The following is a 21,765-nucleotide window of genomic DNA, read 5'->3' as shown; positions in this document are numbered from 1 at the left end:
GGAAAACAGGCAGCACACACCAACTGGTCGGTAACCAGTTCATTGCCGACACTATGGATTCCCTCGGCAGACATCCACCCACGTGGTACATGACGCATCAAATGTGGCGCCCGTTTTCCGCCAGCACCGCCCCACCGCGCCGAGTTGACTGGGTTCGGCGACGCACACTCGCCAGCGCCGGAATCAGACCGGCCGATCACCTCGACCGAGGTGAGATCGCAAGAACGGAAAGGGATTACCGACAATGTCGACACGGTTCGCGGACAAGGTAGTGCTCATCACCGGCGCCAGCTCGGGCGTCGGTAAGGCGGTCGCACTGCGGGTGGCGGCCGAGGGCGCGGCCGTGGTGCTCGGCGCCCGGGGCAAAGACGCGGGTGAGCAGGTCGCCGCCGATATCCGCGCGGCGGGTGGCCGAGCGCTGTTCGTCGCGACCGATGTCACGGTCGAAGAAGATGTCGCGCGGCTGACGCAGGCGGCGGTGACCGAATACGGCCGCCTCGACGCCGCCTTCAACAACGCGGGCGCGGTGAACGCCTTCGGACCGGTCTCCGAGATCGAGGAATCCGGCTGGCGCGCCGATCTGGAGCTCAATCTGACCAGCGTGTTCTACGGTCTGCGGCACCAGGTTCCGGCCTTGGTCGCGGCCGGCGGCGGCGCCATCCTGAACAACGCCTCCAACCTGGGCGTGGTCGGAATGGGCTCGGTCGCACCGTACGTGGCGGCCAAACACGGCGTGGTCGGCCTGACCCGCGCGGTCGCACTCGAGGCCGCCGAACAGGGTATCCGGGTGAACGCACTGGTCTCCGGCGCAATCGATACCCCCGCCTTCCGCAGCTCGATGGGCGCCACCCCCGAAGGCGAGGCCGCCATCGCCGCGCTGCACCCCATGGGCCGGATCAGCCGACCCGAGGAGATCGCCTCCTTCTGCGCCTACCTGCTCAGTCCCGAGGCGAGTTTCATCACCGGCGCCGCCCTCGCCATCGACGGCGGTTTCACCGCGCGGTGAAACCCGCCACGGGCATTACGATCTCGCTCGGCGAACGCCCTCATCGCGAGGCCGATTGAGGGCCGTCACCCGGCGCGGAAACCGCGCACGCGCCGGGTGACGACGTGCAGGAGCCGGTGTCAGGCGCGAGCCAGCACGCGACGGATGCCACCGACCGGCCGCAGCACCGCACCCGCGGCCCGCACTGCGGGACGGCGTCCACGCACCAACCGATCGAAATCAGCCGCGCTGCCGGAAGGTTCGCGCAGGCGTCCGGCGTTGAAATCGTCGGCCAGTTGCTGCACGGTCTCCTGTGCGCAGGACTTGTTGGTGCCGATGAAGCCGGTGGGACCGCGCTTGATCCACCCGGTGACGTAGCTGCCAGGCAGCACCGCGCCACCGGCATGCTCGAGCACACGTCCGTCCAGATTCGGGATGACACCGGCCATGTCGTCGAACGGCAGTCCGGCCAGCGGCACGCCCCGGTAGCCCACCGAGGTGAGGACCAGACCCGCGTCGAGCCGCTCGGTCTCGCCGGTGGCGATCGCGCAGGTGCGACCGTCCGCGCCGAGAACAAGCACATTGCGGGTCACCTCGACGCCGGTCACCGCGTCGGCGCCGAGAATCTCGGTGGGAGATGCCAGGTACCGGAATACGATTCTCTTGCGCTTGCCGAACGGACGCGTCCGCACGCCGTGCAGCAACTTCAGCTTCTGCTCGACCTGGTACGGCAGTTCCGCGCCCAGCTCGGGCAGTTCGCCCTCGATCGCGATATCCACGTCGGCGCCGAGCAGGCCGACGAATTCCGGAACCGTGAAGGCGGATTCGGCCGGACCGCGGCGGCCGAGGATCACGACCTCCTCGATCTTGCTCCCCCGCAACGCGCGCAGGGCGTAGGGCGCGATATCGGTGTGCGCCAGCGTCTCCGGATCACCGGTCAGGATTCGCGCCACGTCCAGCGCCACATTGCCGTTGCCGACGATGACGGCCCGCCGCTGCGAGAGATCGAATTCGGCGTTCGCGTGATCGGGATGCCCGTTGTACCAGGCGACGAAATCGGTCGCGGACACATTGCCGGGCAGTCCCTCACCCGCGATCCGCAGCTTCCGATCCGAGGACGCGCCGACCGCGTAGATCACCGCGTGGAAGTGTCCGAGCAGCTCGTCATGCGAAACATGCTTGCCCACTTCGAGATTCAGATACGACCCGAATCCGGACTGGGCCGAGATCACATCGAAAAGCTTGCTCACCTGGCGAGTCCTGCCGTGATCCGGGGCTACACCGTGCCGGGCCAGGCCGTAGGGCACGGGCAGCCGGTCGACGACCGTCACCGACACACCGGGCTGGGTCAGCAGTTCGTCGGCCGCGTACATGGCCGACGGCCCGGAGCCGACGATCGCCACTCGCAGTGGTTCCCGTTCGGTCCGGATCTCCGCCGCGGGCACCGGCCGCGCCAGCAGCGGACGTGGCCTGGACTGCCGGTAGAAGTCGGCGTTGATCTCGATGAACGGCTTCTGCTCGTCGGTCAGCTTCTTCGACGAAGTGATGGCGTCGACCGGACAGGCGGATGCGCAGGCGCCGCAGTCCACGCACGCCTTCGGGTCGACGTACAGCATCTCCGCCGTCAGGAAGTCCGGTTCGTCGGGCGTGGGATGAATGCAGTTGACCGGGCAGGCGTACACGCAGGACGCGTCGCTACAGCAGGATTGAGTGACGACGTAGGGCATTATTCGTCCGCCGCTCAGGCGATCTTGCCGCGCAGCGGCTCCGACCGGTAGCGGGTGGTGTGGCCGTCGATCTTCAGCAGCTTCCACATGGCCTTGGCGATCGGGTTCATCAGGCCGATGTCCTTGGCCAGGGTGCGCACGTCACCGAAGAAGTCGGCGAACTCCTGTTCGGCCTGCTCGGTGCCGTAGAACAACTCCTTGCGGACGTAGTCCGGAATATCGAATTCCTTCCAGAACGACCGCGGCGGGGTGTAGATCGAGCGACCGAGAATCCACATCACGATCGGCATCGCGATGGAGAGCACCAGCTTGTTCGCCGCGTTCTGCTCGGGCACATGCTGCTTCAGGAACTCGTGCGCGAAGGAGATGTGGCGAGCCTCCTCGGCGACATGGATGGCCATGACACCACGCATGATCGGGTGCACTTCCTCGCCGGAACGCAGGATGGCCTTCTGGATGTGGTCGATCGGCTCCTCGCCGGCGAGCACGGCCATGAAGAACAGGTTCGGGAAGAGCGCGGCCACCGGGGCGCCGATGTACTTGAACTTCGAGACCAACAGGCCCATACCGGGGACGTCGAGCCCGATCCGGTTCACCATCTCCTGGAACATCAGGGTGTGGTTGTGCTCCTCGATCATCTCGTGGGAGCAGTAGCGGAACTCGGGCGAGCCGTTGGGCAGGCCGAAGTTATGCGTCACCATGCCGCTGATCAGAATGGACTCGAACTGCAGACCGACCTTGGCGACATTGGCCTGGCGGTACTTGCCGATGGCGATCTTCCGCTCTTCCGGCAGCGCCTGGTACCAGGGGTGGCGACCGAGCGCGTCACCGGAGATCGGCAGGATCCAGCGCTCGGGACCCGCGTTCACGTCGAAATCCGGGTTGTCCCAATCGATGTCCTCGAATGGATCGAAGTGCTTGTTCACCGAGCCCTCGGACAGCAGCAGCAGCTTGGACGCGTACTCCTGTGCCTTCGCGAGATCGGGATCGATGGCGGGCGTCACGGCTGTGGACATCGTCGTCACTGCCTCTCCTCTGAGACCAATTATCTGTATCCCATAGTTACACCAACGGAGAGTTACGTCAACCCGCCCAGATCGGCATTCGGCGGCGATCGGAACAAAGCCGCCGGTCACCGCCCGAAACGCCACTGCTAGCACCTTGCTAACGAACTGCTAACGGACGCCGAGGCTAGTGATTACCCCATCGGCCGGAAGCGCAAAAGCGAGCACCACCCCGGCCGCGGACATGCCCGCCGCCAGCGCCACCCTGACCAACCTGCGCCGGGTGCGGCGGGTGAATACCCGGGCGCGGGTCGTCACCCGGCGACGCGCGCCGTGTCCACGCCCAGCCCGCTCCTCGGCCGCGGCGGCGGTGCGCCGGGCGAGAATCGCGGCGCCGTCAGCGATGGTCTGCTCCGGATCCGCCCCTATGACCACTGGGCGGGCCAATTCCTCCGCCAGCACTCGCGCCACCTCGACCGGCCTGGCCGCGCCGCCGACCACCAGAACACAGTCGACGTCGACCATGGTGACGTCGGCCCTCCGCAGGCACCGGTAGACCACTTCCAGCGAGGCGCGCACATGATCGGTACGCAGTTCATCGGCGGTCACGCTCGGCGCCGTTCCCGATAGGGAGTCCGCGGGTAGGCCGCCGCCCGCTCGGGCGGCCACCATCGCGCCGAAGGCCCGCCCACCGAATTCCGCCGAGCGCAACGGCACGCCCACGATCGGATTGCTCGGACGACCCGCACCGACGCGCACCAGCGTGACATCGAGACTGGACCCACCCAGGTCGTAGACCAGTGCCAGCCCCGGCATGAGCGGGCCGCGCTCGGCCTCCAGCCAGGTCGCCGCCGCGATCGGCTCGGCGATCAGTGCCACGTCGTCGAGGTCGAGCGCGTCGAGCGCGGCGCGCAGGTCGGCCACCTGGGCCTCGGTATAGCCGACGGGATGGGTGAGGACGATCCCCGCGCCAACCGCCCTGGGATTCCGTCGCGCCTCGGTGATCAGGCATTCGGCCACCACCGCCACCAGATCCGCGGGTGCGAGCACCCGATGCCCGACCCGGGCCTGCGTGGAGCCGCGCTGACCGAGATCGGCGAATTCGGCGATGGCGCGACCATGTCGCGGAATCATGCCGACCCGGGCCAGCCCGGTGCTGTCGAAGGTGAGCGTGGTGCGCCGGGTAACGGCGGACGAACGCTGGACTCCGCGCCGCCGCCCCGGCGGAGCCTTGGCCGAACCCTCCTCCGCCAGAGCGGAGACCGTGTTCACCGTGCCGATGCTCAAACCGAGACCAACCGCCATCGCAATCCACCTGATCGCCGAGCCGATTTGCTTCGAACGCCCCACACGCAACCACTCGGCGACCCGTGTGCCAACTACCGGACACCCGGTTGTCCGCCGGCCGCCGGTACCCACGTCAGCGGCATATAGCAAGCACGCAGCAATCCTGAGCTGGGCGGGCGCCACGAAGAGCGGCCCGGCCTGCGGATCCCCCTCCGGCACGGCGATTTCCAATGATGACCGGTCGGTATTTTGCGGTCCGCGCCGAGACGCCACGGTGTCAGGGTGGATACACGTTCATTCGTCCCGGAACATCCGCGAACCCACGGATCCCCGGACATCCGGCAAGCGCAGGATCGGGCGCGACCTACTCCGCGGGCAGTTCCGGAATCCGGGTGGCGCGGGCGTACACGGTCTCGCCGTCGGAGAGCCGCAGCGCCTCCGCGTCGCCGCGGGTCACCTGGGCCGCGAACAGATCACCGGTGGCCGCATTGCGCATCTCGACGCGCACCTCGAAACCGAGGTGCACGACGCGCTCGACGGTCGCGCGGGTGACACCCGCCGATTCCGCGGTGCCCTCGTGCTCGGCCAGCGCCATGCTCGGGTCGCGGCCGACGCGAATATCGTGCGGACGCACCAGATGTCCATTAAGCCGGGCCACCGCGCCCAGGAAGGACATGACGAATTCGTTCGCGGGCCGGTCGTAGACGTCCTCGGGGCTGCCGACCTGCTCGATGCGGCCCTTGTTCATCACCGCGATCCGGTCGGCGACATCGAGCGCCTCCTCCTGATCGTGGGTGACCAGCACGGTGGTCACGTGGACCTCCTCGTGCAGCCGCCGCAGCCAAGTCCGCAGGTCGGCGCGGACCTTGGCGTCCAACGCGCCGAACGGCTCGTCCAGAAGCAGCACTTGGGGGTCCACCGCCAGTGCGCGCGCCAGCGCCATGCGCTGACGCTGGCCACCGGAGAGCTGGGCCGGATAGCGGTGCTGGAAGCCATCGAGACCGACGATGCCGAGCAGCTCGTCCACCCGCTTGTTGATCTCGCCCTTGGGGCGCTTGCGGATCTTCAGGCCGAAGGCCACGTTATCGCGCACGGTCATATGTTTGAACGCGGCGTAGTGCTGGAAAACGAAGCCGATATCGCGCTTCTGCGGGGGCACATTGGTGACATCGCGGTCGGCGATGACCACCACGCCGGAGTCCAGCGACTCCAATCCGGCGATCGAGCGCAGCAGCGTCGACTTACCCGAGCCCGAGGGACCGAGCAATGCGGTCAGTTCCCCGGACGGAATGTCGAGCGAGACATCGTTGAGGGCGGCGAACGAACCGTAGTTCTTCTTCGCGTTGGTCACGGTAATCATTTGGCGTCCCGCTTGCGTTCGAGGAGGGTCATGAACAAAAGGACTACGAGGGCCATGCCCATCAGCAGAGTCGCGGCGGAGTACGCACCGAAGGTGTTGTGGTCGTTGATGTATCGACCGTGCACCAGCAGCGTCAGGGTCTGCGACTTACCCGGCAACGCGGAGGAGACCATGATCACCGCGCCGAATTCGCCGAGCGCGCGGGCCACGGTCAGCACCACGCCGTAGGTCAGGCCCCAGCGGATAGCGGGCAGTGTGATCCGCCAGAACGTCTGCCACCGGGACGCGCCCAGGGTGGCCGCGGCCTGCTCCTGGTCGTCACCGATCTCGTGCAGCACCGGCTCCACCTCGCGCACCACGAACGGCAGCGTGACGAAGATGGTGGCGATCACCATGCCCGGCAGGTTGAAGATCACCTTGAAGCCGACGTCCTCGAGTCCGCCGAACCAGCCGCCGGCACCCCACAGCAGGATCAGCGCGACGCCGACCACCACCGGCGAGACCGCGAACGGCAGGTCCACGATGCCCTGAACCAGATTGCGCCCCGGGAACTTCCCGCGCACCAGCGCGATCGCGGTGACGATGCCGAACACCACGTTCAGCGGCACCACGATTGCCACGATCAGCAACGACAGCTGGAAGGCCGAGATTGCCGCGGGCGTGGTGATCGAATCGATGAATGCGCCGATGCCGTCCTCGAAGGTCCGCCACAGGATGATGATCAGCGGCAGTACCAGCAGCACGAACAGGTAGCCGAGGGCCACCGTGCGCAGTGAAATGCGGGTCAGCGGGGACAGTTTCATCAGCTCGCCTGTTCCTTGCGTGCGCTGCGGTCCGCGAACAGGCGCAGCACCAGCAGCGTCACGAACGAAATCGCCAGCAGCGCCACCGAGACGGCCGCGGCGTTCATCGGCCGGTCGATCTCGATCTGCTTCTGGATGTACTGCGAGGCCATCTCGGTCTTGCGCGGAATCGCGCCGCCGATCAGCACCACCGAACCGTATTCGCCGATGGCGCGGGCGAAGGCCAGGCCGCCGCCGCTGATGATGGCCGGGGTCAGCGCGGGCAGCACAATGCGGCGGAAGGAGGTCCAGTTGTCCGCGCCGAGCGAGAGCGCGGCCTGTTCGACCTCACGGTCGGCCTCCATCAGCACCGGCTGCACCGAACGCACGACGAACGGCAGGGTGACGAATGCCAGTGCCACCACCAGACCCGGCTGGGTCGCGTTGAGGTGGATGTCGATCGGGCTCTGCGGTCCGTAGAGCGAGAGCAGCACGATGCTCGCCACGATCGTCGGCAGTGCGAAGGGCAGGTCGATCAGTGCGTTGACGATGCTCTTGCCGGGGAATTCGTCACGCACCAGCACCCAGGCGATGAGCGTGCCCATCACTACGTTGATCAGCGCGACCACCACCGATACGAAGACCGTGATGCGCAGTGAGTCCAGCGCGGCGGGCGCGGTCACCGCCTCCCAGAAGCCGGACCAGCCGTCGTCGAAGGCGGCGACGGTTAGTGCGGCCAGTGGCAGCAGCACGATGATGCTGAGCCAGAGCACGGCGGTGGCAATGCCGAGCGGGCCGACCGAACCACTCACCCGCAGCCAGGACAGCACCCGCCGCCCGGAGCGACGGGCGGCGGGTACGCCCGCGACGGGGGCCGGTTCGCCCACTTTTTCAGGTCCGCCGGGGCCGGGCACGAGCTCGGCCTCGGCGGTGCTGCTGTCAGTCACAGTTGTCAAGTATCCTGTGTGGCCCAGGTCACCGAGCTACTCGGTGGCCTTGTCGTAGATGACCGCGACCGATCCGGTGTTCGGCGCGAACAGTTCCTTGTCCACGGTCTTCCAGCCGCCGAGGTCGGCGATGGTCCACAACTTCTGCGGGGTCGGGAAGTCCTTGGCGAAGTCCGCGGCGACCTTCGGGTCGACCGGACGGAAGCCGGCCTCGGCCCAGGCCTTCTGGCCCGCCGGGGTGTACAGGAAGTCGCGGAACGCGGCGGCCTTCTCCGGGCTCTTGCTGTTCTTGAGCACCGCGAACGGGTTCTCGATCTTGAAGGTCTGCGGCGGGATCACATGCTCGATCTTGTCGCCCTTGCGCTCGGAGAACAGCGCCTCGTTCTCGTAGCTCAGCAGTACGTCGCCGGTGCCCTGCAGGAAGGTTTCGGTGGCCTCACGACCCGACTTCGGCTGCACCTTGACGTGCTCCGGGGAGACCAGCTGGCTCAGATAGTCCAGGCCGGCCTGCGGGTTCTTGCCGCCTTCGGACTTGGCCGCGTACGGGGCCAGCAGGTTCCACTTGGCCGAGCCCGAGCTGAACGGATTCGGGGTGACCACCTCGACGCCCGGCTTCAGCAGGTCGTCCCAGTCCTTGATGCCCTTCGGGTTGCCGGGGCGCACCACGATGGCGACGACCGAACCGAACGGAATCCCCTTGTTGGCGTCGGCATTCCAGCTCGCGTCGACCAGACCGGCGTCGACCAGCCGGGTGATGTCGGGCTCGACGGAGAAGTTCACCACATCGGCCTCGGCGCCGTCCTTGACCTTGCGGGACTGGTCGCCCGAGGCGCCGTAGGAGCCGTTGACCACGACGCCCTTACCCTGATCGGTCTTGTTGAACTCGGGCACGACCTTGTCGAAGCCCGGCTTCGGCACGGCGTAGGCGTAGAGGTTCAGGGTGCCACCGCTGCCGTCGGCCCCACCGCCGCCCACGGTGTCGCTGGCTCCACCACCGCACGCGGTGAGTGCTACCGCCGCGATAGCGGTGAGCGCGACGGCGGCATAGCGTCGGCGCGGGCTGAGCCAAGATTTGCGAGACATGGGGGTGGACCCTTCCTACGGAACGCCATCGGTGGACATGCGACAGCGCGGAAAAATGCAGTGACGGTAGACCTGCCGCCGGAATCCGGCAGTGGCGCGTCTCGGCCGCAACGGGCCGTCGGATTCGGACAGGTCTGCGAAAAGGTGCACGCCAGTCTACGGGGCAGAAAGGCGCAGACCTGCCCGGTCGCCGATCAGCGACAGAGGATGTCCGCGACCGCGAGATTGCCGACAGCGATCAACGCCAATTCATGGCGGACCTGCGGGACGGCACTCGAAGACACGCAGCGACTGTAGCAGAGCTTCGGCGCCGAATTCGAATCAGAAGCGTTTCTGTATAGCTACCGATTTTCGTCCCATGACCTGGGAGACTGTGCGCCCCGCGGTCAGGCCCCGAGCAGCGGACGGCGCAACTCGGTGACGGCGATGCGGGCGGCCTCGCCGATCGCGGCATCGACGACCGGCAGCATCGGGTCGGCGCGCGCCGCGCGAGTGAAGACCGCCACAGCGACCGGATACTCCCCGGGGAACTCCACCACCGCGACCTCATTGCGGATCACCCCGATCGTGCCGGTCTTCCCCGCGACCGACACCCCGCTGTGCGGGAAGGCCGAGGCGATGCGATGCTGCCAGGCCTGTTTACGCATGACGGTCCGGACGAATTCGGTCTGCTCGGCCGACAGCACGGCGCCGGTCCATACCGCGTCGAGGAAGCGGGTCATCTCCTCCGGCGTGGTCGCACTCGCATACGACGGGTCATAGGCCGACACCGACCACGCCTCGTCGTTATCGGCCAGTGCCGCGAACGCCTCGGCGGTGGTGTGGGTGTCGGTATCGCGGACCAGCCCGCGGTGCTGATCGGCGGTGCCGCCGAGCACCCTGGTCTCGGTGAGGCCGAGATCGGCGAGCAGTTCCTCGACGGCGCCGAGACCGACCTCGCCGAGCACCACATCCGCCGCGGCGTTGTCGGAGACGGTCATCATTGATATCGACAGGTCGCGACGGCTCATGGTCACCGGGTCGCACATGACCGCGATGCCGGTCGGGCCCGGCGTGCAGTCCGAGGGTGTGATCGTCAGCCGGGCCGCGGGATCGATCCGGCCGGCGTCGACAGCCCGGCAGAATGCGACGAACAGCGGCAATTTGTATACCGACGCGATGACCACCCGCGCGCGGCCGTCAACAGAGATCTCGGTGCCGGTGCCGTCGCATCGGCGGGCGTGCAGCCAGCCGGAACATCCCGCGTCCGCGAAGACGGCGCGGATCCGGTCCTCGACCGCGCTCACCGCAGCCGCTCCCGATACAGCACCCGATCCACCGCGTCGGCGTGGGTGTCGGCCCCCGGACGACGCACCACCCGCACACGCAGGGCGATCGCCTGGGGCGCCATGCGCAGCCACGTCACACCCGGTGTGGGGCTCGGCGGTGTGGCGGTGAGCCCGAAGCTCGCACCGGCGGCCACCGCGGCGAGCAGGGCACGGTCGTCGCGGGCACTCACGGTCGGCACATCCAGGCCGCGCTCGCGCAGCAGGTCCACCACGGTGTCGAAGGCCGGTGGGTTGGCCGCGCGCGGTGGGTGGACGAACGCGAGTCCGGCGAGCATCGGGAAGGTGGGGCGTTCGGCCACCGCGATGCGGTGATCCGATGGCACCACCAGCCATCGCGGCACCTTCACCACCGGCCCGGCCTCGACGCCGTCGACGAGAGCGGGATGTTCGATCACCGCCACATCGCACAGACCGGCGCGCACATCGGCGACGAGGTCGACGGTCGCGCCCACCGTCGTGGATACCGCCGCGCCCTTGCCGACCGTCGTGCGCAATGCGGTCACGCAGGCCGTGACCATCCGATCGGGCAGCGCAGCGGTCGCGCCCCACTGCACCGCGCCATGGGAATGCGCGATGCGCTGGGACTCGGCGAGCAGCCGCTGTGCGTCGTCGACGAGGAGGCGGGCACGCGGTAGCAGCGCCAGTCCCGCCGAGGTGAGTACGGCGCCCTGCCGGGTGCGGTGGATGAGATCGACGCCGAGATGCTGTTCGAGCCGCCGCAGTCCCTGTGACAGCGGCGGCTGGGTCATCTCCAGTGCGGCCGCCGCCCTGCCGAAATGCCTCTCGTCCGCGACGGCGACGAAGAAGCGGAGGTGGCGGATCAGATCCATGCGGCCATTGAACCAACCGTGCCGCGATATACCGCGGCGCCCGGCGAGCCCCGGCTCGTATCCGGGCCGAACCACGCATGCCGACCTGCGACGATAGCCGGGTCGACTCGTCCGCACCCGGGTGCGATATTGGCCTCGCCCATGGAGTCGATGGTGTTGTGCGGCGGTGACCTACTCAGTATTCGCCCACCTCGTCCCGCTCGGCCGACGCCGAATCGTCGCCGCCGCACTCGCGGTGTCCGCGCTGACGCTCGGCACCGCATGCGGGTCCGGCACCGACTCGACGGCGACTCCGTCCACGACAGGCAGCATCTCCGCACCGGTCGCGGCGACCTCGTCCTTCGCCGAGCTGGAGACGAAAGCCGGTGCGCGGCTGGGGGTGTACGCGATCGACACCGGCAACGGTCGCAACGTCACCTACCGTGACGGCGAGCGATTCCCGATGGCCTCCACCTTCAAAGGTCTGGCATGCGGGGCCCTCCTGCGCGACCACGCACTGTCGTCGGGCTATTTCGACCAGGTGATCCATTACCCCGCGACCGACCTCGTCGCGAATTCGCCGGAAACCGAAAAGCATGTCGACAGCGGCATGACCGTCGCCGCGCTGTGCGACGCCGCCATCACCCTGTCCGACAACACCGCGGGCAACCAGCTGCTGAAACTACTCGACGGGCCCGCGGGCTTCACCGCCTTCCTGCGTTCTCTCGGCGACTCGACCTCACGCCTGGACCGGTGGGAGACAGAACTGAATACCGCTATCCCCGGCGACGAACGCGACACCACCACCCCCGCCGCCTTAGCCGCCGACTACCGTGCCCTCGTCGTCGGTGATACCCTCGCCGAACCCGAACGCGCCCAACTGAAGTCGTGGCTCATCGCCAACACCACCGGGGGTAAACGGATCCGCGCCGGACTTCCCGCCGACTGGACCGTCGGCGACAAAACCGGATCCCCCGCCTACGGCTCCGCCCTGGATGTCGCCATCGCGTGGCCGCCCGGCCGCGCCCCCCTCGTGATCGCGGTGTTGTCCACCAAATCCGAGCAGCACGCCGAGCCCGACAATGCGCTACTCGCCGCCGCGACCCGGGTCGCGGTGGAGGCGCTCGGATATCCGTCCGGCGGACGATAAGTCGGCGAGTTCGTCCGCGAAGGCGGCGGTGCACGAGTTCGCGATCGCCTCGACCGACGGAAAAGGCGCTCCGCCTTGATCTATCGCGCCCGGCGTCCCGGATCCCGCGGACAGGTAGATGGTTTCCCCACGAGCGCGGCGGCATCGGCGAAGGCGTCGTGCGCACGCCGGACCGCGCACGAAACAAAACAGGCAGACTGGAGCGGAGCATTCGGCTCGTATCCGATGGACAGATGAGGGGGGAGTAATCCTATGAACAACAGCCCGGCCCGGATTCGCACGCGGTTGCCCGGTATCAGCACGCGTGCGTGGGAGCATCCGGCCGATCGCACGGCGCTGGTGACGCTGCGGTCACTGAGCGGTTTCGATGCGATCCTGCGCACGCTCTCCGGCCTGCTTCAGGAACGCCAGCACCGCCTGCTGTACCTGGCGACGGCGGTGCGGGTCGACGAACGCCAGTTCCGCTCGCTACATCAGCTGCGTGCGGACTGCGTGGAGATCCTCGACGCCCGCACCACACCCGAGATGTTCGTGCTGCAGAGCCCGCATGTGAACGCCTTCACCATCGGCATGGACACCCCGTTCATCGTGCTCACCACCGGGCTGATCGACCTGATGGACACCGAGGAACTGCGTTTCGTGATCGGCCACGAGCTCGGGCACGCGCTGTCCGGGCACGCGGTCTACCGGACCATGCTGATGCATCTGCTGCGCATCTCGGCCTCCATCGGCTGGATGCCGGTGGGTGGCTGGGCCTTGCGCGCGATCGTGGCCGCGCTGATGGAGTGGAGCCGCAAATCCGAACTCTCCGGCGACCGGGCCGGGTTGCTCTGCGGGCAGGATGTCGAGGCCTCGGTGCGGGTGCATATGAAGACGGCGGGTGGCACCTGGGTCAAGGAAATGAACCACGGCGCCTTCCTGGCCCAAGCCGACGATTACGAGCGCTCCGGCGACCTGCGCGACGGCGTGCTCAAACTGCTGAATCTGGAGCTGCAATCGCACCCGTTCTCGGTGCTGCGCGCCGCCGAACTGCGGCGCTGGATCCAGTCCGGAGAGTACGACCGCGTCCTGGGCGGCGACTACCCGCGCCGCGAGTACGACAAGAACACCAGGATCAGCGAGGAGGTCAGAACCGCCGCGCGCACTTACAAGCAGAACTTCGACCAGTCCGAGGATCCGCTGATCCGTACCGTCCGCACCCTCGGCCGCGACCTGGGCTCCGCGGTGAGCACCGTCGGCCACGAGGTCGGCGAAACCGTCTCCAAGATCGGCAAGCGCTTCGACGACTGGCGCGGAGGGACTACCTCCAGCAGGTCTGGGCAGGGTGGATGATTGCCGCCAGTTGCGTTCCACAGCAGGAGAATTCGGGTTGTCGAGGGCGATGGTGTCGAGAGCGGGAAGTAAAGTGCTGGTGGAGATAATTCATGCCTGGTGGACTGGCTGAGTGTTCTATCGGGCGTTGTGGGAGCAGCAACTACATCAATCGGGCAGTGTCAAAGCGTTGGCGCTGACACCCGACTGGCCACGAACAACGGAGCGTTGCTCCGCTTGGATTCTGTGGGACAGGTGATCAACCGCACCGCCGTCGCCGAGAGGATCGCTGCGTTGCGGAGCGCGGGACCGAGTGAACTACTTGTTCAACCAAGGGAACCTTGCTTGCCGCCGAGGTGCTCGATCCAGAACAGCCGTAGGCTGGTGGTGACAGCGGAGCCGAATATGAGCAAGCTCGTCGACCACGTCCACGCTATCGACTGGAACCACGTACCCGACCCGAAGGACGCCGAGGTCTGGGACCGGCTCAGCCGGAACTTTTGGCTGCCGGAGAAGGTGGCGCTGTCCAATGACCTGCCGACCTGGGGTTTGCTCTCGCCGGTCGAGCAGCAGCTGACGACGCGGGTTTTCACCGGGCTGACGCTGCTCGACACGGCGCAGGCGACCGTCGGGGCCGTCGCGATGATCGCGGATGCGATAACCCCGCACGAGCGAGCCGTCCTGACCAATATCGCCTTCATGGAATCGGTGCACGCCAAGAGCTACAGTTCGATCTTCTCCACGCTGTGCTCGACCCGTCAGATCGATGACGCATTCGACTGGTCGGAACGAAACCCGCACCTGCAGAACAAGGCCCAGATCATCGTGGACTACTACCGCGGTGATGACGCGCTCAAACGCAAGTCCGCCTCGGTAATGCTGGAGTCGTTCCTGTTCTACTCCGGGTTCTACCTGCCGATGCGCTGGTCTTCCTACGGAAAACTCACCAGCACAGCCGATCTCATCCGGCTCATCATCAGAGATGAGGCGGTGCACGGCTTCTACATCGGCTACAAATGCCAACGCCGACTGGCCGAACGGTCCGAGGCGGCTCGCCGCGATCACCGTGACTACACCTATGAGCTGCTGAACGCGCTGTACGCCAACGAGATCGACTACGCCCACGACCTCTACGACGAAGTCGGCTGGACCGCCGAGGTCCTACCGTTCATGCGGTTCAACGCCAACCGGGCGCTCACCAATCTCGGATACGACCCGGCCTTCCCACCCGAGGAATGCCACGTGGACGCGGCGATCATCGCCGCGCTGGATCCGGGCACCGCGGAAGTCCACGACTTCTTCTCCGGCTCCGGCAGCTCATATGTCATCGGCAAACAACAGCCGACCGAGGACGCCGACTGGGACTTCTGAAGGGTGGACCTACCGGCTCGTGATCAACCAGGCGACGACGATGAGCACGAGCAGGGCGATCAGGGCGAGCTGAACGCGCGAACGGGGCATCAGCGCGCTCCGCTCTGCGCGGGCTCACGGGTCTCGACGGCGGGAGCCAGCATGGCCCGTTCCGCGGCCGCGATGGCCGCCGCCTCGGCCCGGTCCCGACCGAGCAGCTGCATGATCGTGCGCAAGGCACGATCCAACGCGACTGCGATGGCGAAGCTGATCGGCACCATACCGACCAGAACCACCAGGAACTGCGGGATGAACGGCAGTCCCGCAACCCAGAGCTCGAAGCCGTCCCACCAACCTGCAATGCGATGCACGGGACCAGCCTAGTCGGCGAACCTGAGGATTCGGACACGCGCCGGGTGGCGGCCTGTTTGCCGTGCTCACGGGCGACCCGATGCCGGGGTGGCGGCGTGCGCTGGACGATCGGCCGCTGGCAACCCAAGATGAAGTATGGCGTCCACCGATGATCTGACAATCGACGAGCCCGAGGATCTGCCGATAATCAGCGAACTGACGCAGTCACGGCACGGCAGCGCCTTCCCTTCGATCGACGATTACGCATTCCTGTCCGACTGCGAAACCAGCTGCCTGATCGCCAGCAACGGCGCGGTCGAATGGATGTGCGTACCCCGCCCCGACTCCCCCAGCGTCTTCGGCGCGATGCTGGACCGCAGCGGCGGCCACTTCCGGATCGGCCCGTACGGCGTCAACGTGCCCGCGGCCCGGCGCTACCTGCCCGGCGGGATGATCCTGGAGACGACCTGGCAGACCCCGACCGGCTGGCTGATCGTGCGCGACGCACTGGTGCTCGGCCCCTGGCACAACATCGAGCAACGCAGCAAGACCCACCGACGCACCCCGATGGATTGGGACGCCGAACACATACTGCTGCGGACCGTGAAGTGTGTGAATGGCACCGTCGAGCTCGAGATGAGCTGCGAACCCGCCTTCGACTACCACCGCGCCACGGCCCGCTGGGAGTACACCGGCAAGGTCTACGAGGAGGCGACGGCGGTCCGCACCACCGATCCGACGATCGGCCCGACCCTGGTGCTCACCACCGACCTGCGGCTCGGTCTGGAGGGGCGTGAGGCCCGCGCCCGCACCCGCATGGAGGAGGGCGACGAGCTCTTCGTGGCGCTCACCTGGTCGGAGCTGCCCGCGCCGAGGACCTTCGAGGAGGCCGCGCAGAAGATGTGGGCCACCACCGAATGCTGGCGCCAATGGATCACCCTCGGCAAGTTCCCGGACCATCCGTGGCGCAACTACTTACAGCGCAGCGCGCTCACCTTGAAGGGACTGACCTATAAGCCGACCGGCGCACTGATGGCCGCGGCCACCACATCACTGCCGGAAACACCGGGCGGCCAACGCAACTGGGACTATCGCTACACCTGGGTGCGTGATTCCAGCTTCGCCCTGTGGGGTCTGTACACGCTCGGACTCGACCGCGAGGCCGACGACTTCTTCGCATTCCTCAACGACGCCACCACCGGCCCGGACGGCGAACCCGTTCCGCTCCAGGTGCTCTACGGCATCGGCGGGGAGCGCGACATCACCGAATCCGAACTCCCGCACCTCAGGGGATACGACGGCGCGCAGCCGGTACGGATCGGCAACGGCGCGTACAACCAGGATCAGCACGACATCTGGGGCACCATGCTCGACGCGGTGTTCCTGCACGTCAAGTCCCGCCAGCAGGTTCCGGAAACACTCTGGCCGCTACTGGAACGTCAAGTACACGCGGCGATGACGCACTGGCAGCAGCCCGACCGCGGGATCTGGGAGGTGCGCGGCGAGCCGCAGCATTTCACCTCCTCGAAGGTGATGTGCTGGGTGGCGCTGGACCGCGGTGCGAAACTCGCCGAACTGCACGGCCAATTCCAGCGCGCCACCGAGTGGTACACCATCGCCGAGGAAATCAAGGACGATATCCTGACCCACGGCGTCAACGCGAACGGCGTCTTCACCCAGACCTACGGCGGCGACACCCTCGACGCCTCACTGCTGCTGGTGGTGCTCACCCGATTCCTGCCGCCCGATGACCACCGCGTGCGCGCGACCGTGCTCTCCATCGCCGACCGGCTCACCGAGAACGGCCTTGTACTGCGCTATCGCACCGAAACCACCGACGACGGTTTGCCCGGCACCGAAGGCGCTTTCACCATCTGCTCGTTCTGGCTGGTCTCCGCACTGGTGGAGATCGGCGAGGTGCAGCGGGCCCGGCACCTGTGCGAACGGCTGCTCGGCTACGCCAGCCCGTTGCGGCTCTACGCCGAGGAGATCGATCCGCGCAGCGGCCGCCACCTCGGCAACTTCCCGCAGGCATTCACCCACCTCGCGTTGATCAACGCGGTCACCCACGTGATCCGGGCCGAGGAATCGCGGCCCGCCGGTAACTTCCAACCGGCGCATAAGCCCGGCTGACAACCGGTTTCGCCGACGAGGGGTCAGCCGACCAGTTGTCCGGCGCGATCCCGGACCCCGCGCACCCTACCCAGCTGGGCGTCGAGTTCGGCGATCCGCTCCTCGCGGCGGTCGCCGTACTTCCCGTAGGCCTCCTCGGCGGCGCGCAACGCGTCATCGGCGGTGCGCAGCGTCTCGGTGGCGATATCGGTGAAGTGGTCGCGCAACGTACGCTGCATGGCGCGCAGCCGATTCCGCGATTCCTTGCTCACCTGGAAGATCACATCGTCCATCAGCCGGGCGACCGCGACCTTGGCCTCGGCGCGGCGGCGTAGCTTGCGGTTCTTGCGGTCATCCCACAGCGCGTTCACGCCGAGCAGCACACCGGCGCCCGCCGAATACCAGTTCACCAGCGACATGCCGAGCAGACTGGTGGCCAGACCGACCATCAGGATGCCGCCGTAGGAACCCCGCAGACCGGATAGGAACTGCTGGGTCACACTGGCTTTCGCGCTCTCCAGTGGTTCCAGAGAGGCGACCGGTTCGAGCACCTCGCCCGGATTCTCCAGGCGCAGATCGGGCAGCGGCGGGGTGCGGTTGTCGGCCGGGAACTTCGAGGCGACCTGTTCGCACAGCTCCACCGAGCGGTAGTGCGCCATCACGAAGTTCTCTTCCACCGCCTCGCAGATCCGCGCGTCCAGGTCGGTGCCGAAATCCTTCCAGCCACGGGCCGGATCGGTCTGCGTAATCTCGGCCTCGGCGTCGCGCACCAGGTTGCGCAACCGGTGGCGCAGGTCGTGCTCGATATCGGCCATCAGTTCGGTACTGCCGTCGACCAGGGTGACCTGCCAGTTGGCGGTGCGCTGGCGCAGCTGCTCGGCCTGGTCACGGGCGGCGGCGAGCTGTTCGGTGATCTGCGCCCTGCGGCGCGGATCACGCAGCGCCTCGGCCTCACTGTGCAGCGTCATGGCCAGGTGATCGCTGACCAGCCGGATATCGCGCACCGCGGCGTTCACGGCCACCGAGTCGGCGCGGGCCACCACGTAGTCGCGCAGGTGGTCGATCAGCTGCGGCATCCCGGATTCGATGTCGCGCTGATAGTTTCCGGCCATACCGGCCTGCCGATGCAGCAACGCGGAGACCGGCGCCACCGCGAAACCGAGTCCGGCCGCATCGAGCAGATCCCGATTGCGCTGCTGCACATGCGCCCACTGCGGGTGCATATCGATCTTGTTCAGCACACAGATCACGGTCGGGCACAGCTGCTGGACACGCTCCAGATAGCCGAGCTGCTCGGCGCCGAGCTCACCGCCCGCGTCCACGACATAGAGCACGGCGTCCGCGGCCGCGATCATCGACCACTTGATGTGCTCGTCGGCGGGCGCGCCAGGGGCGTCCATCACCACGATGCCGTCGGCGAGCAGCGGGCTCGGCTCGGTGAACTCGGCTCGGATCACGCCGTCCGCGCGCAGCGCCGGGCCCGGATCGAGCGGATCCACCGATTGGCGCTCGGTGCGGCCGCCGCCGACCGACTTCACCAAGGTCGCGGTGGGCTGCGGGCCGTATTCGACGATGACGGGAACGCTCAGCGGGCTGTCCGTGGCGCTGACCTGCGCCCCGACCAGACTGTTCACCAGGGTGCTCATGCCGTTCTTCGGCTCACCCACGACCACCAGACGCACCCGCGGGTCACCCACCCGGGCCCGAACCATACTCAGGCGCCCGCTCAGGTCGTCGCGACCCGCGGATCGGGCCATCTCCCGCAGTTCATCCAGAATCCGGATGAGCGGCGCCATCACGTCCGGGTGTTTCACCGTCGCGGACTCCAGCCCGGCTGCGGCAGACAACCCTCCTCCTAACTCTCGTTCATTACTCCTCGAAGACGACACCGGATGGTGCGTCCTCCCTTCGCACCGCGGTCCACTAGAGCAGGTGGAAGTCCGTGATGCCGTGCGACGGATCCGCACCGGGCATGCCCGCGTCGGGCATCAGTCCAGTCGACAGGCTGCCTCCGGTGAAGGCGAGCACCGAGTGGTCGGCATCCGGAACGACGTGCGCGGCGGCCGGGTGGGTCGCGAGGCCGTGCGACGGATCCAGCTGGTCACTGATCGGTCGCCCGTTCGGACCCACGATAGGCGGTTTCATCGGAGTCATCGGCGCCGGGTTGGGCGCCGTGTGGGCCGGGGTCGGCACCTCCACCGTCGGCACGTCCACCGTCGGCACATCGATATCCACGGTGGGCACGCTGTGGGTGATGGAGGGCTGAACGGGCACCGATACCGTCGGCACCTCCACCGTCGGCGCGTCGACCGTCGGCCGGGTGGGCGGAGCCTGGTGCGAGGTCCCGGCCCCGGTGCTCGCGCCGCCACCGATGGTGCCCGGGGTGGTCACATCGTTGTCCGGGGTGGCCGGTTGCGGAGCCGGACGGGTCGGCTGGGTCGTGACCGACGCACCGGGCAGCTTGGTACCCGTGATGTCGATATCGATATCCGGCTTCGGCTTGATGTCCACGCCGGGCGTTTTCGGGATCACCGATCCGGGGATGGTGCCCGTGCCCGCGTCGGGCGTGGTCTGACCCGGCAGGGTCGGGGTCGGAATGGTGTTGGTGATGGTGGTCGGGATCTTCGTCACCGGCGTCGGCACCCCGGGCGAGGTTCCCGTATCGATGGGTGTCGCGATCACCGGGGTGGTCGGGATGGGCTTCACCGGCTGCTCGAACAGCACCGGCACCGCGGCGGCGGGCGCGGTCAGCGGCGACGGACCCGTCGGCGCCGCAAGCACATTCGCGATCGGCGAGGTGGCCGCCTCGGGCTGGATCGTGGTCTGTAGCGGTGTCGCCACCACCGGCGCCGCGACGGCGGCAGGCGCGGCAGCCGCGACCGGCGCGGGAGCGGGCTGGGGCGCCACCGCGATCGGCGCCGGAGCCGATGACACCGCGATCGGCGCCGGGGCGGCCGCCACGGCCGCGGGAGCGGGCTGGGGCGCCACCGCACCGGGTGCGGCACCCGAGCCGCCGACGAGTCCCGTTGCGCCGGTGCCGGTTCCGCTCTGGTCCGTGGTGGAGCGGCCGGTGCCGCTCGAGCTGTTCTTACCGTCGAGCCAGTCGGAGAGACTGTCGAGCTGATCGCCGACATTGCTGCCCGCGGCCGTCTTGATCGACAGTTCGGCCGAGGCCTCCACCTTCATCTCGGTGGTCAGGTACGCACCGTTCGGACCGATGCCGAAGTCGATCCCGAGCTCGGTCTGCAACTCGAAACTCGCGTCGACACCGAGGTAGACACCGAAGCCATCACCATCGCCGATGCCGTTGAAGCTGTCGAAGAGCTCGGCGGCGTCGGCGCTGTCGACCTGGCCGACGCCCGAATGCCCGAAGCCAGAATTTCCGAAGCCGGACTGCCCGAATCCGACCCTGCTCGCGTTCTCGTCCGCGAGCTCGGCGAGCTCACCGTCGTTCGCCTCGCCCGCCGCTGGCCGGGGGAAGAACGGGTTCGAGCCGGGGCTGAGGAAGCTCGCACCGTCGGGCAAATCGAAACCGGGGCCGAATCCGTGTCCGGACGCGTTCGAGGATTCGACGCGGGCCTGTTCGCTCTCGTTGCCGGTCAACCAGTCCGGCTGTTGCGCACCGGGAGTTCCGGACCACTGCTGCGTCGAGGCGCTGTACGCGCTCGGGGCATGGTCGAGGAAGCTGGGCGCCCCGGGGACGTCGTCGGTGCCGAAGCCGGTGCCGGTATCCTCGGGCGGCGTCCCGACCCGAATGCCCACCGGGACATCGTCGTTCGGCGCGTCGGGCAGTTGCACCGCGTGGAAGGTGTCCTTGTGTGCGACAGCGGCGGGACGCTGTGGCGCGAGCGGCACGTAGTTCGGTTCCGGGTCCGGGAAGGTCACCACCGGACTCGGCACGTCGGAATCGGGGTCGTTATTGCCCGACCAGCCGGTGTGCCAGCTGTCCAGTCGCTGACCACCCGGATGGTCGGGGTTACCCCCGCCGTTGGAGGCGATCAGCGCGCCGCCGGTGACATAGGCACCGGCCCTGGCAACACGTGCGACACCGGTGGCGACGCGATAGGCAGTATCCCCCGACGGCTCGGTCGCCTCGGCGTCATCGTCGTCGAAGGGCAGGTCACGCGTCATGCAAGCTCCACATCTCGGATTCCAGCATCCTCACCGCGCCGGGCCGAC

The 21,765-nt window shown here is 67.5% G+C and carries 18 protein-coding genes; 5 read left to right on the top strand and 13 right to left on the bottom strand.

The features are described 5' to 3' along the window. Window positions 1-244: 244 nt before the first annotated feature. Window positions 245-1,006, top strand: a complete 762-nt coding sequence (locus tag AB0H61_RS11240; protein WP_357301960.1) for a glucose 1-dehydrogenase — start codon at window positions 245-247, stop codon at window positions 1,004-1,006. Between the two features lie 119 nt (window positions 1,007-1,125). Here AB0H61_RS11240 and AB0H61_RS11235 read toward each other — a convergent pair whose 3' ends face one another. From AB0H61_RS11235 to AB0H61_RS11190, 10 genes are all read right to left on the bottom strand, one after another. Beyond that, window positions 1,126-2,712 (bottom strand): FAD-dependent oxidoreductase, encoded by a 1,587-nt coding sequence (locus AB0H61_RS11235; protein WP_357301957.1) that lies wholly within the window; start codon window positions 2,710-2,712, stop codon window positions 1,126-1,128. 14 nt (window positions 2,713-2,726) lie between these two features. After that, the gene (locus AB0H61_RS11230) at window positions 2,727-3,728 is read right to left on the bottom strand and encodes a diiron oxygenase (protein WP_357302307.1); all 1,002 of its coding nucleotides are present in this window, start codon (window positions 3,726-3,728) and stop codon (window positions 2,727-2,729) included. A gap of 159 nt (window positions 3,729-3,887) precedes the next feature. Then, window positions 3,888-5,021: an Hsp70 family protein gene (locus AB0H61_RS11225; protein ID WP_357301955.1), complete on the bottom strand. Its 1,134-nt coding sequence runs from the start codon at window positions 5,019-5,021 to the stop codon at window positions 3,888-3,890. Between the two features lie 346 nt (window positions 5,022-5,367). Continuing rightward, a complete protein-coding gene (locus tag AB0H61_RS11220; protein ID WP_357301952.1) occupies window positions 5,368-6,363 on the bottom strand; it encodes a sulfate ABC transporter ATP-binding protein in 996 nt (331 codons plus the stop codon). Beyond that, window positions 6,360-7,166, bottom strand: a complete 807-nt coding sequence (gene cysW, locus AB0H61_RS11215; RefSeq protein ID WP_357301949.1) for a sulfate ABC transporter permease subunit CysW — start codon at window positions 7,164-7,166, stop codon at window positions 6,360-6,362. The genes AB0H61_RS11220 and cysW overlap by 4 nt, the downstream gene beginning before the upstream one ends. After that, complete coding sequence (cysT, locus tag AB0H61_RS11210) at window positions 7,166-7,975, bottom strand: sulfate ABC transporter permease subunit CysT (protein WP_357302305.1); 810 nt, start codon at window positions 7,973-7,975, stop codon at window positions 7,166-7,168. The genes cysW and cysT overlap by 1 nt, the downstream gene beginning before the upstream one ends. 153 nt (window positions 7,976-8,128) lie before the next feature. Beyond that, window positions 8,129-9,175, bottom strand: coding sequence for a sulfate ABC transporter substrate-binding protein (locus AB0H61_RS11205; RefSeq protein WP_357301946.1), 1,047 nt, complete (start codon window positions 9,173-9,175; stop codon window positions 8,129-8,131). Window positions 9,176-9,369: 194 nt separating this feature from the next. Next, a complete protein-coding gene (locus tag AB0H61_RS11200) occupies window positions 9,370-9,459 on the bottom strand; it encodes an Ms4533A family Cys-rich leader peptide (protein WP_309546086.1) in 90 nt (29 codons plus the stop codon). 102 nt (window positions 9,460-9,561) lie between these two features. Continuing rightward, complete coding sequence (locus AB0H61_RS11195) at window positions 9,562-10,461, bottom strand: serine hydrolase (protein ID WP_357301943.1); 900 nt, start codon at window positions 10,459-10,461, stop codon at window positions 9,562-9,564. Continuing rightward, entirely contained in the window at window positions 10,458-11,333 is an 876-nt protein-coding gene (locus AB0H61_RS11190; protein ID WP_357301941.1) for a LysR family transcriptional regulator, read from the bottom strand. The genes AB0H61_RS11195 and AB0H61_RS11190 overlap by 4 nt, the downstream gene beginning before the upstream one ends. A gap of 166 nt (window positions 11,334-11,499) precedes the next feature. Between AB0H61_RS11190 and bla the strand changes: the two genes are divergently transcribed. From bla to nrdF, 3 genes are all read left to right on the top strand, one after another. Beyond that, window positions 11,500-12,462, top strand: a complete 963-nt coding sequence (gene bla, locus AB0H61_RS11185) for a class A beta-lactamase (RefSeq protein WP_357301938.1) — start codon at window positions 11,500-11,502, stop codon at window positions 12,460-12,462. Window positions 12,463-12,714: 252 nt separating this feature from the next. Further along, window positions 12,715-13,794: a M48 family metallopeptidase gene (locus tag AB0H61_RS11180; RefSeq protein WP_357301935.1), complete on the top strand. Its 1,080-nt coding sequence runs from the start codon at window positions 12,715-12,717 to the stop codon at window positions 13,792-13,794. A 384-nt stretch (window positions 13,795-14,178) separates the two neighbouring features. Further along, entirely contained in the window at window positions 14,179-15,144 is a 966-nt protein-coding gene (nrdF, locus tag AB0H61_RS11175; protein WP_357301932.1) for a class 1b ribonucleoside-diphosphate reductase subunit beta, read from the top strand. Window positions 15,145-15,233: 89 nt separating this feature from the next. On the opposite strand, the gene AB0H61_RS11170 is transcribed toward nrdF, so the two are convergent. Further along, on the bottom strand, window positions 15,234-15,494 hold the full coding sequence (locus tag AB0H61_RS11170; RefSeq protein WP_357301929.1) for a hypothetical protein: 261 nt from the start codon (window positions 15,492-15,494) through the stop codon (window positions 15,234-15,236). A gap of 136 nt (window positions 15,495-15,630) precedes the next feature. Between AB0H61_RS11170 and AB0H61_RS11165 the strand changes: the two genes are divergently transcribed. Next, window positions 15,631-17,607 carry a glycoside hydrolase family 15 protein gene (locus tag AB0H61_RS11165; RefSeq protein WP_357301926.1) on the top strand — a complete coding sequence of 659 codons (1,977 nt, stop codon included), beginning with the start codon at window positions 15,631-15,633 and terminating at the stop codon, window positions 17,605-17,607. 23 nt (window positions 17,608-17,630) lie between these two features. On the opposite strand, the gene AB0H61_RS11160 is transcribed toward AB0H61_RS11165, so the two are convergent. Together AB0H61_RS11160 and AB0H61_RS11155 are read right to left on the bottom strand one after the other, a co-directional pair. After that, on the bottom strand, window positions 17,631-19,433 hold the full coding sequence (locus AB0H61_RS11160; RefSeq protein ID WP_357301923.1) for a dynamin family protein: 1,803 nt from the start codon (window positions 19,431-19,433) through the stop codon (window positions 17,631-17,633). Window positions 19,434-19,509: 76 nt separating this feature from the next. After that, a complete protein-coding gene (locus AB0H61_RS11155) occupies window positions 19,510-21,717 on the bottom strand; it encodes a hypothetical protein (RefSeq protein WP_357301920.1) in 2,208 nt (735 codons plus the stop codon). Window positions 21,718-21,765: the final 48 nt, after the last annotated feature.

The sequence above is a fragment of the Nocardia sp. NPDC050710 genome, assembly GCF_040654375.1.
GTDB lineage: Bacteria > Actinomycetota > Actinomycetes > Mycobacteriales > Mycobacteriaceae > Nocardia.
This window is presented reverse-complemented; position numbering and strand designations above follow the sequence as displayed.